Annotated in this window: 10 protein-coding genes; 2 read left to right on the forward strand and 8 right to left on the reverse strand. The window is 63.3% G+C overall.

Going from position 1 to position 16,441, the window contains the following annotated elements; genetic code table 11:
- Positions 1–90 precede the first annotated feature (90 nt).
- The 4 genes from ABMA59_RS27195 to tauA all read right to left on the reverse strand — a co-directional run bounded on the left by ABMA59_RS27195 (position 91) and on the right by tauA (position 3,692).
- Positions 91–420 (reverse strand): BRA0787 family protein, encoded by a 330-nt coding sequence (locus ABMA59_RS27195; RefSeq protein ID WP_349008507.1) that lies wholly within the window; start codon positions 418–420, stop codon positions 91–93.
- Between the two features lie 506 nt (positions 421–926).
- Complete coding sequence (locus ABMA59_RS27200) at positions 927–1,805, reverse strand: ABC transporter permease subunit (RefSeq protein ID WP_349008559.1); 879 nt, start codon at positions 1,803–1,805, stop codon at positions 927–929.
- Positions 1,806–1,807: 2 nt separating this feature from the next.
- The gene (locus ABMA59_RS27205; RefSeq protein WP_349008508.1) at positions 1,808–2,581 is read right to left on the reverse strand and encodes a taurine ABC transporter ATP-binding protein; all 774 of its coding nucleotides are present in this window, start codon (positions 2,579–2,581) and stop codon (positions 1,808–1,810) included.
- Positions 2,582–2,678: 97 nt separating this feature from the next.
- A complete protein-coding gene (gene tauA / locus ABMA59_RS27210) occupies positions 2,679–3,692 on the reverse strand; it encodes a taurine ABC transporter substrate-binding protein (protein ID WP_349008509.1) in 1,014 nt (337 codons plus the stop codon).
- 367 nt (positions 3,693–4,059) lie between these two features.
- Between tauA and ABMA59_RS27215 the strand changes: the two genes are divergently transcribed.
- Positions 4,060–5,478 (forward strand): pyridoxal-phosphate dependent enzyme, encoded by a 1,419-nt coding sequence (locus ABMA59_RS27215; protein WP_349008510.1) that lies wholly within the window; start codon positions 4,060–4,062, stop codon positions 5,476–5,478.
- Positions 5,475–6,638 (forward strand): trans-sulfuration enzyme family protein, encoded by a 1,164-nt coding sequence (locus tag ABMA59_RS27220; protein ID WP_349008511.1) that lies wholly within the window; start codon positions 5,475–5,477, stop codon positions 6,636–6,638. The genes ABMA59_RS27215 and ABMA59_RS27220 overlap by 4 nt, the downstream gene beginning before the upstream one ends.
- 110 nt (positions 6,639–6,748) lie before the next feature.
- Here ABMA59_RS27220 and rpoC read toward each other — a convergent pair whose 3' ends face one another.
- The 4 genes from rpoC to rplJ all read right to left on the reverse strand — a co-directional run bounded on the left by rpoC (position 6,749) and on the right by rplJ (position 16,424).
- Positions 6,749–10,945, reverse strand: a complete 4,197-nt coding sequence (gene rpoC, locus ABMA59_RS27225) for a DNA-directed RNA polymerase subunit beta' (RefSeq protein WP_349008512.1) — start codon at positions 10,943–10,945, stop codon at positions 6,749–6,751.
- Positions 10,946–11,125: 180 nt separating this feature from the next.
- Positions 11,126–15,265, reverse strand: a complete 4,140-nt coding sequence (gene rpoB, locus ABMA59_RS27230; RefSeq protein WP_349008513.1) for a DNA-directed RNA polymerase subunit beta — start codon at positions 15,263–15,265, stop codon at positions 11,126–11,128.
- Between the two features lie 202 nt (positions 15,266–15,467).
- Complete coding sequence (rplL, locus tag ABMA59_RS27235; protein ID WP_349008514.1) at positions 15,468–15,848, reverse strand: 50S ribosomal protein L7/L12; 381 nt, start codon at positions 15,846–15,848, stop codon at positions 15,468–15,470.
- 57 nt (positions 15,849–15,905) lie between these two features.
- A complete protein-coding gene (gene rplJ / locus ABMA59_RS27240; RefSeq protein ID WP_349008515.1) occupies positions 15,906–16,424 on the reverse strand; it encodes a 50S ribosomal protein L10 in 519 nt (172 codons plus the stop codon).
- Positions 16,425–16,441 lie beyond the last annotated feature (17 nt).

The raw sequence follows: 16,441 nt of genomic DNA on the forward strand, positions 1-16,441 counted from the left end.
GTCTATGAAATTGGTAGAATTTGTCGATTCCGAATTTTCGCCACTTTTGAGCATTCTGTACTCACAGTGGCGAAAAAACGGAACATCATTTTAAGCCCTTGCTTCTCCCCGCAGGCGCTCGACGCAGATCGCACGCATCAGGAACGCCGCCTCGGCATAAACCGCATCGTCGGCCAGGTCGGAAGCGCGCTTGCCCAAAACCTCCCTCACAGCGTCGAGCGTTCGCGAGGGGATCATATCGGTGCAGGTGCGCATACGGCCGAAAACCGAGCTTATGGGAACGGCTCTGCCCTCGAACTCCACAGCCGGTTCGTCATGGGTGAGGCCCCATTCCTCATAGGCGTCGAGCGCCTCTTGGAACGCCTGATGCAGGAAAATCGGGGCATGTCCTTCATGCAAAGGGGGAAGAACTCGGGTCATGGTATTCTCCTCGCTCGATTTTTCGCAATCACGATTGGGATCACACGACCTTCCGGTCATGGATAACGCCCCTGCCCGCAAAAGGTTGTTGCCTGCGGAAATCAGAACGGCCTTACCAGTGGCCGTTCATGCAAAAGCCCCAATAGAAGCTTTCATCGCGTGACAGACGGCGATGATCACCGTCGTCCTTGTCTCCTGCTTCGCCGGCCCGCCGCGGTCCGGGTTCAGGAAAAAGAGCTGCCCGCAGTTTGTCCAACAAGGACCTGAGTGGGCTCTGGCTGGTCGGTGTCATCGTCAACTCCTCATCAAGCGGTTGCGGGATGGATGGTTGGCAGAACGGCACTTCCGTCACGAAGTATGACTCGACATTTCACGATGTCAACCAATGTCTACAAGTTTTGTAGAATATTGAATCGGAACAAGGGTTTAGCCGTCCGCAGCATGCCGTTTCCGCGCCGGCTCAGCCGGCTGGCGCGTGAATATCGGACTTAAGGAGAGGCAAATCACTAGTCGCGTCCGGCCCAGGGAACGAGCACGGCCTCGATGCGCCGAATCCCGAATTCAAGGATGAACGCCACGCCCGCGATGACGAAGATGCCCATGATCACGACATCGGTGACCAGGAACTGCGCGGCCGACTGGATCATGAAGCCCAGCCCCCGTGTCGCCGCGATCAGTTCGGCTGCCACCAGCGTCGTCCAGCCGGCGCCGAGCGCGATGCGCAGGCCGGTCAGGATCGACGGCAGTGCGCTGGGCAACACGACGTGGCGGATCACTTGGCTCCTGCTTGCACCCAGCGTGCGCGCCGCGTTCACCCGCTCGCGGCTGACGCCGCGCACGCCGGCCGCCGTCGAAAGCGCGATCGGCGCCAGCATGGCGATAGCGATGACCAGCACCTTCGACGGCTCGCCGATGCCGAACCAGATGATGATCAGCGGCAGATAGGCCAGAGGCGGGATCGGCCGCAAAAATTCGAGCAGCGGGTCGAATATGCCGCGCCCCACCGTGCTTGTGCCGATCGCGATACCCACCGGGACGCCGACAGCGAGTGCCGCGGCCAGCGCGGCGAAAACCCGCCCGAGGCTTGCTGCCAGATGAGCCGCGAGGGTCGCATCGACGAAACCGTGGCGCGCCACAGTGACGAACTTCGTCGCGACCTCGAGCGGCGAAGGCAAGAACACCGGCGAGACCAGTTGCAGATAAGCCGCCGCCGCCCATGCCGCGACGAGCGTGGCGACGGTGAGCAGACTGATCTGACGCGCCGTCCACCCGCGCCGGCGCTGTCCGATGCCCGGCGCTGATACCGGATCGGCTTGCAAAGGAGATAATGCAGCGGGTTTGCCTGCCCCGATGTCGGTCAACGACGCATCCGTGCCCGCGCTCATGCTCAAGCAAATTCTCCGTCGAATATCGCGTCGGCGAGTTCCGCCCGAGCCGCGACAAAATCGGGATCCGCCTTGATCGATCGGGCAGGTTCGCCACCCGCGTAGCGCCGTCCGAAGCCCGCGTCGATCTGCCGGACGACCCGGCCCGGACCGGGTGCCATGACCACGATGCGCGTTCCGAGGAACAGCGCTTCCTCGATGCCGTGCGTGACCATCAGCACGCCGGTCGACCGCACCGACCAGATGTCGAGCAGTAACGTCTGCATTCGTTCCCGCGTCAGTGCGTCGAGCGCTCCCAGCGGTTCGTCCATCAAAAGGAAATCCGGTTCGGCGGCCAACGCCCGGGCAAGGCCCACGCGCTGGCGCATTCCGCCGGACAGTTCCCAGATCGCTTTGCCGCCATAGCCTTCCAGCTTGACCTGCCGCAGCAGTTCGTCGCTCTTTTGGTGGCGCTCGCGCTCCTCCACGCAACGCATTTTTTGCGCGAAGCCGACATTTTCGCGAGCGCTGAGCCATGGAAACAGGGCGTCGTTCTGGAACACCACGGCGCGGTCGGCTCCGGGGCCGTCGATCGGCCGTCCGTCCACTGACGCGCTGCCGAACGTCGGTGCGACCAGGCCGGCCGCCACGTTGAGCAGGGTCGTCTTTCCGCAGCCCGACCTGCCGGTCAATACCACGAACTCGCCCGAAGCCACAGCGATGGAAGCGTCCACCACGGCGGGCTGCACCTGCCGGTCATAGCGGACGCCGACCTTGGCCAGTGTCAGTTTCGTCATGTCATTCCACTTTGCCTCCGCCCTGCCCGCCCCGGCCGAAAAAATGCCAGGACGGGCGCAGGTCGCGCCATTTGGGAGGATGCGCGCGCGGTTGGTGCTAGTTCGAGGCAAGCGCCTCGGTGACGTATTTCGCCGACACGTACTTGCCGTAATCGGGCAGCACCGCGTCGATCTTGCCCTGTTCCTTGAGGAACTCGGACGTGGCGGCGATCGCCTTGACGGTCGCGCCGCCGAGGAGTTTTTCCGACGGCTGGTCGGCGAGCGGCGGGAAAACATAACCCTTGAGCAGCAGCGGAATATCGTCAAGTTTGGCGCCGGTGAGCTTGGCGATCTTTCCGGCCTCGGCCGACGACGTATTCCAGGCCTCGGGATTGGCGAGGAAGGCGTCATAGGCCGCGCCCGTCACCTTGACGAAATCGCGGACCGCCTCCGGATGCGCGGTGGCGAAATCGGTGCGGACGATCCAGGCGTCGAAGGTCGGAGCGCCCCACTCCGCCACTTCAGCGGAATCGACAATGATCTTGCCCCTGGTTTTGATCTGGCCGAGCGCCGGGTCCCACACATAGGCCGCGTCGATGTCGCCGCGTTCCCACGCCGCCGCGATCTCCGGCGGACGCAGGTTCAGGATCTCTACCGCCTTGGGATCGACGCCTTCATGCTTCAGCGCGGCCAGAAGGCTGTAATGGGTGGTCGACACGAACGGCACCGCGACCTTCTTGCCGGCAAGGTCGGCGACCTTTTCGACACTCGCGCCATTGCGGGCGACGAGCGCTTCCGATTCGCCGATCAGGCCGACGATGAAGATGGTCTCGATCGGCAGGTCGCGGCTCGCCGCTGCGGCCAGCGGGCTGGAGCCGACATAGCCGATGTCGACGGAGCCCGAGGCAACCGCCGCGATGACGTCGGCACCCGAATCGAACTTGCGCCAGTCGATGGCGGCGCCGAGCGCCTTTTCATAGTCGCCGTCAGCCTGCGGCACCTTGGAGGGCTCGACGACGGTCTGGAATCCGACGGTGACTTTCAGGTCCTCGGCGCCTGCTGGACCCAGCAAGGCCAGCGCGGAAAATGCCGTTGCCGCTGCAAGCAGCGTCCGGCGGGTGATCGTGCTCATGGGCGTGTTTCCTGTTGCTTGAACGGAATGCCCTTTGATCCTGCTTTTTCCTACAAAATCTGTAGAGTTAATCTATTCCAACTTTGCCTGCACATCGGGAAAATTTCCTTTATCGTTTCATCGAAACGCGAAGTCCCTCCGTCCGGCGAGGATGTTCCCGAAGGTGGACAGGCAAACGCTGCTTACGCCTGCGGCTCGCGCAAACCGATTCCTGAATACCCGCCATAAATGGAGGAATTTACCTTCGGCAGTTCCACATGGCCGTGAGAAGAGAACGTCAGCAACGGGATGCCGGGACGGCGCGTTTGCTGCTACACCATGAGCCGCGGGATGCCGCGGCAGGTCGATCGGATTAGGGAGGCCCGGAATGAGCAACCAAACGCCGCGGTACGATGGAAAGAGCCGGCTGCGGCTGCCCTATCGCTCGGTGCTCGACCTGATCGGCGATACGCCGGTGGTCGAGCTGACACGCTTCGACACCGGCAAATGCCGGCTGTTCATCAAGCTGGAAAGCCAGAATCCGGGCGGTTCGATCAAGGACCGCATCGCGCTGTCGATGATTGCCGATGCCGAGCGCAGCGGCAAGCTGGCGTCAGGCGGCACGATTGTCGAAGCCACCGCGGGCAATACCGGCCTTGGCCTCGCCCAGGTGGGCATCCCGAAAGGCTACCGCATCATCCTCGTCGTTCCCGACAAGATGTCCCGCGAAAAGATCCAGCATCTGCGCGCGCTCGGCGCCGAGGTGCGCATGACCCGTTCGGACGTGGGCAAAGGCCATCCCGAATATTACCAGGATATGGCCGAAAAAATCGCCGCCGGCATCCCAGGCGCCTTCTACGTCAACCAATTCGCCAACCCGGCCAACCCGGTGGCGCATGAGACGACGACCGGACCGGAGATATGGGACCAGCTTGGCGGCGATGTTGACGCGGTGGTTGTCGGCGTCGGCTCAGGCGGCACGCTGACCGGACTTGGGCGTTACTTTGCGCAAGTGTCCCCGAAGACGGAGATGGTGCTGGCCGATCCAGTGGGTTCCGTACTGGCGCCTTACGTCAAGACCGGCAAACTGGGAGAGGCTGGAAGCTGGACGGTGGAAGGCATCGGCGAGGATTTTATTCCGCCCAATGCCGACCTTTCTCTCGTAAAGAAGGCTTACTCCGTCACCGACAAACAGAGCATGCTGGCCGTGCGCGACCTGCTGTCTCGCGAGGGCATCCTCGCCGGATCGTCGTCGGGCACGCTGCTGTCGGCGGCTCTACGCTATTGCCGCGAGCAGACCGTGGCGAAGCGCGTCGTCACCTTCGTCTGCGACAGCGGCAACAAATATCTGTCGAAAGTCTTCGACGATTTCTGGCTTGCCGAACAAGGGCTTGCCGAGCGCGAGCAGCATGGCGACCTGCGCGACCTCGTCGCCCGCTCGCATCGCGAGGGCGGTACCGTGCTGGTCGGGCCGGACGACACGCTGCTCACCGCCTATGGCCGCATGCGCCGTGGCGACGTCTCGCAATTGCCTGTGCTGGAGAACGGCAAGCTGATCGGCATCGTCGACGAAAGCGACATACTGGCGGTGCTGGAAGGCCCCTATGACGGCCGCTGGGACCGGTTCAACGCGCCGGTGCGCTCCGCTATGACCGCCGACCTGCACACGCTGCAGACCACCCAGACGCTGGATGCGCTGCTCCCGGTGTTCGAGCGCAACGAGGTCGCCATCGTCTTCGACGGCGACGAATTCTTCGGCCTGATCACAAGGGTCGACCTGATCAACCATCTGAGGCGCAACCGATGACCGGCAAGAACCGCCTGGCCTTTTCCACCCGCACCATCCATGGCGGCCAGAGCCATGATCCAACGACCGGCGCCGTCATGGTGCCGATCTACGCCACCTCCACCTACGGCCAGCAGAGCCCCGGCGTGCACAAGGGTTTCGAGTATGCCCGCAGCCAGAACCCGACGCGCTTCGCCTTCGAGCGTGCCGTCGCCGATCTGGAAAGCGGTACAGCCGCCTTCGCCTTCGCCTCGGGGCTGGCGGCGATCGCCACGGTGTTCGAATTGCTCGACAACGGTGCCCACATCGTCGCAACCGATGACATCTATGGCGGCACGTTTCGCTTGCTGGAGCGGGTGCGCAAACGCACGGCCGGGCTAAAGGTCGACTTCGTCGACTTCACCGATCTCGCGGCCATTGAAGCCGCCATCCGGCCGGAGACGAAACTCCTGTGGTGCGAAACGCCCACCAACCCGCTGCTCAAGATCGTAGACCTCGAAGGTGTTGCGGCGCTGGCCAACCGACATGGCTTGCTGTCAGCTACCGACAACACGTTTTGCAGCCCCTATATCCAGCGACCCCTGGAACTCGGCATCGACATCGTCGTGCACTCGACGACAAAATATCTGAACGGCCATTCCGACATGGTCGGCGGCGTGGCTGTGGTCGGCGACAACCGCGACCTCGCCGATCGGCTGAAATTTCTGCAAAACGCCGTCGGCGCCATCTCCGGTCCGTTCGACAGTTTTCTTGCGCTGCGCGGCCTGAAGACGCTGGCGCTGCGTCTGGAGCGGCACTCCACGAACGGCCTGAAGATCGCGCAATGGCTTGAGGGACGAAAGGACGTGCGCCGCGTCATCTATCCCGGTCTCGCCAGCCACCCCCAATATGAAATAGCCAGGCGGCAGATGTTTGCTTTCGGCGGCATGATCTCGGTCGAGCTCGACCGCGACCTCGCCGGCACGAAACGGTTCCTGGAGCGCACCCAACTGTTCACGCTGGCCGAAAGCCTCGGCGGCGTCGAAAGCCTGATCGAGCACCCTGCCCTCATGACCCACGGCTCGATCCCGCCCGAGCAGCGCGCAGCGATCGGCATCTCGGATTCGCTTGTGCGGCTGTCCGCCGGAATCGAGGACGGCGACGACCTGATCGCCGATCTGGAGCAGGCGCTGAGGACATAGCAGTCCGCGTTGCTCGCAGGCCGGGCGCGCGCAGCCAAGCACTTGATATCCATGCAAAAAGGCCGCCGGGTTGCCCCGGCGGCCTTTTCGTTTGTCGTGAACGCCGCGCCTTACTCGGCGGCGTTGGTCATTTCCGTCAGCATCGGCGTGGCGACTTCCGCACCGGACGCCTTGCGGCGCTCATCGAGGATGAGTTCGTCGCGCGACGTGGCGATGCGCCGGATCTGGCTCATCGTGCCGCCGGTGCCGGCCGGGATCAGACGGCCGACGATGACGTTTTCCTTCAGGCCCTGCAGCGTGTCGACCTTGCCGGCGACGGCCGCCTCGGTGAGCACGCGCGTGGTCTCCTGGAAGGACGCAGCCGAGATGAAGGACGGCGTCTGCAGCGAGGCCTTGGTGATGCCGAGCAGCACCGGCTGACCTTCGGCAGGCTTCTTGCCTTCCTCGATCAGGCGCTCGTTGATCTCATCGAGTTCGATCGAGTCGACATGATCGCCTGGGATGTAGGTCGAGTCGCCCTGCGCGGTGATCTCGATCTTCTGCAGCATCTGGCGAACGATCACCTCGATATGCTTGTCGTTGATCGACACGCCCTGCAACCGGTAGACTTCCTGGATTTCGTTGACGAGGTAGGAAGCAAGCGCCTCCACGCCCTTGATCGCCAGGATGTCGTGCGGCGCCGGGTTGCCGTCCATGACGTAGTCGCCCTTCTCGATGGCGTCGCCGTCCTGGAGATGGAACGGCTTGCCCTTCGGGATGAGATACTCGACCGGCTCCAGCGTCGAATCATGCGGCTCGATGATGATTCGGCGCTTGTTCTTGTAGTCGCGTCCGAAGCGGATCGTGCCGTCGATCTCGGCGATGATGGCGTGATCCTTCGGACGGCGTGCCTCGAACAGCTCGGCCACACGCGGCAGACCGCCGGTGATGTCCTTGGTCTTGGCAGACTCCATCGGAATACGCGCCAGCACGTCGCCCGGCCTGACCATCGAACCCGGTTCGACCGATAGGATCGCCTCGACCGACAGCAGGAAGCGGGCATCGCCGCCCTTCGACAGCTTTGCCACCTTGCCGCGGGCGTCCTGGATGACGATCGCCGGCTTGAGGTCCGAACCGCGCGGCGTCGAGCGCCAGTCGATGACCTCGCGCTTGGTGATGCCGGTCGATTCGTCGGCCGTTTCCTGCACGGAGATGCCGTCGACCAGGTCCTCGAACGTCACCCTGCCCTCGACCTCGGTGAGGATCGGACGGGTGTAGGGGTCCCACTCGGCGATACGCTGGCCGCGCTTCACCTTGTCGCCCTCATCCACATAGAGGCGGGAACCGTAGGTGATGCGGTGCGTGGCGCGTTCCTTGCCGGCCTCGTCGAGGATCAGCACCGCCATGTTGCGGCCCATGGCCATCAACTGGCCATCGGAGTTGCGCACCACGTTGCGGTTGCGGATCTGCACGGTGCCTTCGTAGGAAGCCTCGAGGAACGAGCTGTCGACCACCTGCGCCGTGCCGCCCATGTGGAACGTGCGCATGGTGAGCTGCGTGCCCGGTTCGCCGATCGACTGCGCCGCGATGACGCCGACGGCCTCGCCCTGGTTGACAGGCGTGCCGCGGGCCAGATCGCGTCCGTAGCAGACCGCGCAGACGCCGACCTTGACCTCGCAGGTCAGCGCCGAGCGGATGCGCACCGACTGGATGCCGGCCTTTTCGATCAGCTCGATGTCGCGCTCGTCCATCAAACGCCCGGCCTTGACGATCATATCGCCGCTGACCGGATGCGTGATGTCGTCGAGCGAGGTGCGCCCGAGGATGCGCTGGCCGAGCGTCGCGACCACCTGGCCGGCGTCGACGATCGGCTGCATGGTCAGGCCTTTATCGGTGCCGCAGTCGACCGCATTGACGATGCAGTCCTGCGCCACGTCGACGAGACGACGGGTCAGGTAGCCCGAGTTCGCGGTCTTCAACGCGGTGTCAGCGAGGCCCTTGCGGGCGCCGTGGGTCGAATTGAAGTATTCGAGAACTGTCAGGCCTTCCTTGAAGTTCGAGATGATCGGCGTCTCGATGATTTCGCCCGACGGCTTTGCCATCAGGCCGCGCATTCCGGCGAGCTGGCGCATTTGCGTGGGCGAACCGCGCGCGCCGGAGTGGCTCATCATGTAGATCGAGTTCATCGGCTTCTGACGGCCATTGTCGTTGAACTCGACCGCGCGGATGCGGCCCATCATCTCCTCGGCGACCTTTTCCGAGCACTTCGCCCAGGCGTCGACGACCTTGTTGTACTTCTCGCCCTGGGTGATCAGGCCGTCATTGTACTGCTGCTCGTATTCCTTCGCGAGCGCCTCGGTCTTGGCGACGAGGTCGGCCTTCGTGTCCGGAATGACCATGTCGTCCTTGCCGAACGAGATGCCGGCGCGGCAGGCATGGGCGAAGCCGAGCTGCATGATGCGGTCGCAGAAGATGACCGTCTCCTTCTGGCCGCAGTGGCGGTAGACGGTGTCGATCATCTTGGAGATGTTCTTCTTGGTCATCTCTTGGTTGGCGGTCTCGTAGGGCACGTTGACGTTCTTCGGCAGAAGCTCGCCGATGATCATGCGTCCGGGCGTCGTGTCGTAAATCTTCGAGACGGGCTTGCCGTCCTTGTCGACGGTCTTGAAGCGGCCCTTGATCTTGGCGTGCAGCGTCACCGCCCTGGTTTCCAGCGCGTGCTGCAACTCGCCCATATCGGCGAACACCATCCCCTCGCCCGGCTCGTTCTGGTTGACGATCGAGAGATAGTAGAGACCGAGAACCATGTCCTGCGACGGCACGATGATCGGCGCACCGGAAGCCGGGTGCAGGATGTTGTTGGTCGACATCATCAGCACGCGGGCTTCGAGCTGCGCTTCCAGCGACAGCGGCACATGGACCGCCATCTGGTCGCCGTCGAAGTCGGCATTGAAGGCCGTGCAGACCAGCGGGTGAAGCTGGATCGCCTTGCCTTCGATCAGGGTGGGCTCGAACGCCTGGATGCCGAGGCGGTGCAGCGTCGGCGCGCGGTTAAGCAGAACCGGATGCTCGCGGATAACCTCGTCGAGGATATCCCAGACTTCCGGCTTTTCCTTCTCGACCAGCTTCTTCGCCTGCTTGACGGTCGAAGAATAACCCTTGGCGTCGAGGCGGGCGTAGATGAACGGCTTGAACAGCTCCAGCGCCATCTTCTTCGGCAGGCCGCATTGGTGCAGCTTCAGTTCCGGACCGGTCACGATGACCGAGCGGCCGGAATAGTCGACGCGCTTGCCGAGCAGGTTCTGGCGGAATCGGCCCTGCTTGCCCTTGAGCATATCCGACAGCGACTTCAGCGGACGCTTGTTGGCGCCGGTGATGACGCGGCCGCGGCGGCCGTTGTCGAACAGCGCGTCGACGGCCTCCTGCAGCATGCGCTTCTCGTTGCGGATAATGATGCCCGGCGCGCGCAGCTCGATCAGCCGCTTCAAACGGTTGTTGCGGTTGATGACGCGGCGGTAGAGGTCATTCAGGTCCGAGGTCGCGAAGCGGCCGCCATCCAGCGGCACCAGCGGACGCAGGTCCGGCGGGATCACCGGGATGACCTTCATGATCATCCATTCCGGACGGTTGCCGGATTCCAGAAAATTCTCGACCACCTTCAGGCGCTTCAAGAGCTTCTTCTGCTTCAGCTCCGAAGTCGTCGAAGCAAGCTCGGTGCGCAGCTCGCCCGCGATGGAATCGAGCTTCATCTCGGCCAGCAGCGCATGGATCGCCTCGGCGCCGATCATGGCGGTGAAGGAATCCTCGCCATACTCGTCGACGGCGATCATGTACTCCTCTTCCGAAAGGAGCTGATGCTCCTTCAGAGCAGTAAGGCCAGGCTCGGTGACGATGTAGTTCTCGAAATAAAGGACGCGTTCGATGTCCTTCAGCGTCATGTCGAGCAGCGTGCCGATGCGCGACGGAAGCGACTTCAGGAACCAGATATGGGCGACGGGAGCGGCGAGCTCGATATGGCCCATGCGCTCGCGCCGCACGCGCGACAGCGTGACTTCCACGCCGCACTTCTCGCAGATGACGCCCTTGTACTTCATGCGCTTGTACTTGCCGCACAGGCACTCGTAGTCCTTGATAGGGCCGAAGATGCGCGCGCAGAACAGACCGTCGCGCTCTGGCTTGAACGTGCGGTAGTTGATCGTCTCGGGCTTCTTGATCTCACCGAACGACCAGGACAGGATCTTGTCCGGGCTGGCGAGCGATATCCTGATGGAATCGAACACCTGGGCCGGAACGTTGTTGTTGAAGAGATTCATGACCTCTTGGTTCATGCCGTTCTCCTTCTCGGGACCGAAATCCCTTTAAAAATCCGTGCGGGCGAAATCGCCCCTTGCGGTCCGTTCGAACGGCGCCACCGCGCGCGCTCAACCGGACAATTCTTCCCGGCCGGACCTCCGGCCGTCTCGATGGCCCGCCGCGGAACCGGATGCTCCGCGGCGAAACCCGTTCCGTTACTCGGCCGCGTCGCGCATGCGTGGCGCGGGCATGTCCTCGACAACGGTGTTCTCCAGCTCGACGTTCAGGCCGAGCGACCGCATTTCCTTGACGAGCACGTTGAAGCTCTCCGGGATGCCGGCCTCGAAGCTGTCGTCGCCGCGGACGATCGCTTCGTAGACCTTGGTGCGGCCGGCCACGTCGTCCGACTTCACCGTCAGCATCTCCTGCAGCGTATAGGCAGCGCCATACGCCTCGAGCGCCCACACCTCCATCTCGCCGAAGCGCTGGCCGCCGAACTGCGCCTTGCCGCCCAGCGGCTGCTGGGTGACCAGCGAATATGGGCCGATCGAACGCGCGTGGATCTTGTCGTCCACCAGGTGGTGCAGCTTGAGCATGTAGATGTAGCCCATCGTCACCTTGCGGTCGAACGGCTCGCCGGTGCGCCCGTCATAGAGCGTCGACTGACCGCTGGAGTGCAAGCCAGCCTGTTCGAGCATCTCGTTGATGTGGGCCTCGTGCGCGCCGTCGAAGACCGGCGTCGCGATCGAGACGCCGCGCTTCATCTGCTCGCCCAGCCGCACGATCGACTCGTCGTCGAAGCGCCGCACCGGCTCGTTGCGGTCGTTGTCCGGGATGATCTGCTCGATCGTCTGGCGCAGCGGCTCGATGTTGCCGCCAGACTTGTAGGCTTCGAGCAGATCGCCGATCCGACGGCCCATTCCGGCGCAGGCCCAGCCAAGATGCGTCTCGAGGATCTGTCCGACATTCATGCGGCTCGGCACGCCGAGCGGGTTGAGCACGATGTCGGCATGCGTGCCGTCCTCCAGGAACGGCATATCCTCGACCGGCACGATGCGGCTGACCACGCCCTTGTTGCCGTGGCGGCCGGCCATCTTGTCGCCGGGCTGCATCTTGCGCTTCACGGCGACGAAGACCTTGACCATCTTCATGACGCCCGGAGGCATCTCGTCGCCGCGCTGCACCTTCTCGACCTTATCCATGAAGCGCTGCTCGAGCGCCTTCTTGGAGTCGTCGTACTGGCCACGCAGAGCCTCGAGCTCGGGCTGGAGCTGCTCGTCCTCGACGGCAAACTGCCACCACTGCGAACGAGGATACTCGGTCAGCAGTTCCCTGGAGAGCGTCGTGCCCTTCTTGAAGCCCTTCGGGCCGGCAATCGCATCCTTGCCGACGAGCATGTCGGAGAGGCGCGAATAGACGTTGCGGTCCAGAATGGCCTGCTCGTCGTCGCGGTCCTTGGCAAGGCGTTCGATTTCCTCGCGCTCGATCGCCATGGCGCGTTCGTCCTTCTCGACGCCGTGACGGTTGAACACGCGGACCTCGACGACCGTGCCGTAGGTGCCCGGAGGCATGCGCATTGAGGTGTCGCGAACGTCGGAAGCCTTCTCGCCGAAGATGGCGCGCAGAAGCTTCTCTTCCGGCGTCATCGGGCTTTCGCCCTTCGGTGTGATCTTGCCGACCAGGATGTCGCCCGGCTGCACTTCCGCGCCGATATAGACGATGCCGGCTTCGTCGAGGTTCTTCAGCGCCTCTTCCGAAACGTTCGGAATGTCGCGCGTGATTTCTTCCGGCCCGAGCTTGGTGTCACGGGCCATAACCTCGAACTCCTCGATATGGATCGAGGTGAAGACGTCGTCCGACACGATCTTCTCGGAGAGAAGGATCGAATCCTCGTAGTTGTAGCCGTTCCACGGCATGAACGCGACGAGCACGTTGCGGCCGAGCGCCAGATCGCCCAGATCGGTCGACGGGCCGTCGGCAATGATGTCGCCCTTCTCGATCCGGTCGCCCATCTTCACCAGCGGGCGCTGGTTGATGCAGGTGTTCTGGTTCGAGCGCTGGAACTTCATGAGCCGATAGATGTCGACGCCCGACTTGCCGGCCTGCAGATCCTCGGTTGCGCGGATAACGATACGGGTCGCATCCACCTGGTCGACGATGCCGGTGCGGCGGGCGGCGATCGCGGCGCCGGAGTCGCGCGCCACGATCGGCTCCATGCCGGTGCCGACGAAAGGCGCCTCGGCACGCACCAGCGGCACGGCCTGACGCTGCATGTTCGAGCCCATCAGAGCGCGGTTGGCGTCGTCGTTTTCCAGGAACGGGATCAGCGCCGCGGCGACCGACACCATCTGCTTCGGCGAGACGTCCATGAGGTCGACATTCTCGCGCGGCGTCATCATCACCTCGCCGGCATGACGGCAGATAACGAATTCTTCCGTGAACGAGCCGTTCTTGTCGAGCTCGGCGTTGGCCTGCGCGACGTAGTGCTTGGCCTCCTCCATCGCCGACAGGTATACGACGTCCAAGGTCACCCTGCCGTCGACGATCTTGCGGTACGGGCTCTCGATGAAACCGTACTTGTTGACGCGGGCGAAAGTGGCCAGCGAGTTGATCAGGCCGATGTTCGGGCCTTCCGGCGTCTCGATCGGGCAGATGCGGCCATAATGCGTGACGTGAACGTCGCGCACCTCGAAGCCGGCGCGTTCGCGGGTCAGGCCGCCCGGTCCAAGCGCCGACAGGCGGCGCTTGTGGGTGATCTCGGACAGCGGGTTGGTCTGGTCCATAAACTGCGAGAGCTGCGAGGAGCCGAAGAACTCGCGCACGGCGGCGGCCGCCGGCTTGGCGTTGATCAGATCCTGCGGCATGACCGTGTCGATCTCGATCGACGACATGCGCTCCTTGATCGCGCGCTCCATGCGCAGCAGGCCGACGCGGTACTGGTTCTCCATGAGCTCGCCGACCGAGCGCACCCGGCGGTTGCCGAGATTGTCGATGTCGTCGATCTCACCCTTGCCATCGCGCAGTTCCACCAGCGTCTTGACGACCGCGATGATGTCTTCCTTGCGCAGCACGCGCACGGTGTCCTCGGCCTTCAGATCGAGGCGCATGTTCATCTTGACGCGGCCGACGGCCGACAGATCGTAACGGTCGGCATCGAAGAACAGCGAGTTGAACATCGCTTCGGCCGTGTCGATCGTCGGCGGCTCGCCGGGACGCATGACGCGGTAGATGTCGAACAGCGCGTCCTGGCGGCTCTCGTTCTTGTCGACGGCGAGCGTGTTGCGGATGTAGCCGCCGATGTTGATGTGGTCGATGTCGAGGATCGCGAACTCTTCCTCGCCCGTCGACAGCAGCACCTTCAGCGTCTTCTCGTCGATCTCGTCGCCGGCCTCGAGATAGATCTCGCCAGTCTGGTAATTGACGATGTCCTCGGCGAGGTAGCTGCCCAGAATGTCCTCGTCGGTGGCCTTGATCGCCTTGAGACCCTTCTCGGCAAGCTGGCGGGCCTGGCGCGCGGTGATCTTCTTTCCAGCCTCGACGACGATTTCGCCGGTATCGGCGTCAACCAGGTCGTTGACCGCCTTCAGCCCGCGGAAGCGGTCGACATTGTACGGAATGCGCCAATGGTCGCCGGAGCGCTGATAGGTGATCTTGTTGTAGAAGGTCGACAGGATCTCCTCGCCGTCCATGCCGAGCGCCATAAGCAGGCTCGTCACCGGCAGCTTGCGGCGGCGGTCGATGCGGGCGTGCACGACGTCCTTGGAATCGAACTCGATGTCGAGCCACGAGCCGCGATACGGGATGACGCGCGCGGCGAACAGCAGCTTGCCCGACGAATGCGACTTGCCCTTGTCATGGTCGAAGAAGACGCCCGGCGAACGGTGCATCTGCGAGACGATGACGCGCTCGGTGCCGTTGATAATGAAGGTGCCGTTCAGCGTCATGAGCGGCATGTCGCCCATGTAGACGTCCTGCTCTTTGATGTCCTTGATGGACTTCGCGCCGGTATCCTCGTCGATATCGAACACGATCAGGCGCAGCGTTACCTTCAGCGGCGCGGCGTAGGTCAGGTCACGCTGCCGGCACTCGTCCACGTCGAACTTCGGCCCTTCGAACTCGTACTTCACGAACTCCAGCATCGATGCGCCGGAAAAATCAGAGATCGGGAACACCGACTTGAAAACGGCCTGCAGCCCCTCGTCCGGACGGCCGCCCTGCGGCTCGTCGACCATGAGAAACTGGTCGTAGGAGGCCTTCTGCACCTCGATCAGGTTCGGCATCTCCGCAACCTCGGGGATGTTCCCGAAGAACTTGCGTACGCGCCTGCGGCCATTGAATGTCGCGGTCTGGGCCATCGTCGCTCCTTGCTCGCTTGGGGCGCGTCCAACCGGCACGCCTTGCATATGGAACCCCGGCGGGCCGGGGTCAGTCCTAAAACGGGAGAAAACCCGTTTCCGGAAAGCCGCTCACGGCCCTCAGGAAAGAGGTTTTCGAAACACATCCCCCAGATACGCGGGGACCGGCGGACGGATTACCGCCCGCCGGCAGCCGCAGTGCTTACTTCAGCTCGACCTTGGCGCCGGCTGCTTCGAGCTGGGCCTTGAACTTCTCGGCATCGGCCTTGGAAACGCCTTCCTTGACCGGCTTCGGAGCAGCTTCGACCAGGTCCTTGGCTTCCTTGAGGCCAAGCGCGGTGATCGCACGCACTTCCTTGATGACGTTGATCTTCTGCGCGCCGGCATCCGTCAGGATGACGTCGAACTCGGTCTTCTCCTCGACGGGAGCGGCGGCAGCGGCGCCACCACCGGCAGCGGCGGCGGCGGCCACCGGAGCGGCGGCGGAAACGCCCCACTTCTCTTCGAGCAGCTTCGACAGTTCGGCGGCCTCGAGGACCGTCAGCTGCGAAAGGTCGTCTACGATTTTGGCGAGATCAGCCATTTTGTTTTTCCTTCAAAAAGTTCGAACACGTGTTGATGAGGATAGCGAGGAACGGCCTCACGCCGCCTCGTCCTTCCGGGCATACGCGCCGATGACGCGGGCAACCGAAGCTGCCGGCGCATTGACGATCTGGGCGATCCGGGTCGCCGGGGCGGCGATGAGCCCCACCAGCTTGCCGCGCAGCTCATCGAGCGACGGAAGCGTGGCCAAGGCCTTCACTCCGTCGGCATTGAGCGTGGTCGACCCCATCGCGCCACCGAGAATGATCAGCTTGTCATTCCCCTTGGCGAAATCGGAGGCGACCTTGGGCGCCGCAACCGGATCCTCCGAATAGGCGATCAGCGTCTGTCCCTTGAACAGGTCGACGATGCCCTCGGATTCCGTACCCTGAAGAGCGATGCGAGCAAGGCGGTTCTTCGCGACTTTGACGGTGCCGCCGGCAGTCCGCATCTTCGTACGAAGATCGTTCATCTGCGCGACGGTGATACCGGCATAGTGGGCCACGACCACTGAACCGGCGCCCTTGAAGGCGTCGTTCAGGCCCGTGACGAGTTCGCGTTTTTCCGCTCTGTCCACTGCCTATCTCCAGTTGA

The organism is Mesorhizobium yinganensis (assembly GCF_040081985.1).
GTDB lineage: Bacteria > Pseudomonadota > Alphaproteobacteria > Rhizobiales > Rhizobiaceae > Kumtagia > Kumtagia yinganensis.

Excerpts from the sequence above, each read along its gene's own strand:
- ABMA59_RS27220 (WP_349008511.1), top strand. The coding sequence starts at position 5,475 with ATGACCGGCAAGAACCGCCTGGCCTTTTCCACCCGCACCATCCATGGC.
- ABMA59_RS27205 (WP_349008508.1), bottom strand. The coding sequence starts at position 2,581 with ATGACGAAACTGACACTGGCCAAGGTCGGCGTCCGCTATGACCGGCAG.
- rpoB (WP_349008513.1), bottom strand. The coding sequence starts at position 15,265 with ATGGCCCAGACCGCGACATTCAATGGCCGCAGGCGCGTACGCAAGTTC.
- ABMA59_RS27195 (WP_349008507.1), bottom strand. The coding sequence starts at position 420 with ATGACCCGAGTTCTTCCCCCTTTGCATGAAGGACATGCCCCGATTTTC.
- tauA (WP_349008509.1), bottom strand. The coding sequence starts at position 3,692 with ATGAGCACGATCACCCGCCGGACGCTGCTTGCAGCGGCAACGGCATTT.
- ABMA59_RS27215 (WP_349008510.1), top strand. The coding sequence starts at position 4,060 with ATGAGCAACCAAACGCCGCGGTACGATGGAAAGAGCCGGCTGCGGCTG.
- rpoC (WP_349008512.1), bottom strand. The coding sequence starts at position 10,945 with ATGAACCAAGAGGTCATGAATCTCTTCAACAACAACGTTCCGGCCCAG.
- rplL (WP_349008514.1), bottom strand. The coding sequence starts at position 15,848 with ATGGCTGATCTCGCCAAAATCGTAGACGACCTTTCGCAGCTGACGGTC.
- ABMA59_RS27200 (WP_349008559.1), bottom strand. The coding sequence starts at position 1,805 with ATGAGCGCGGGCACGGATGCGTCGTTGACCGACATCGGGGCAGGCAAA.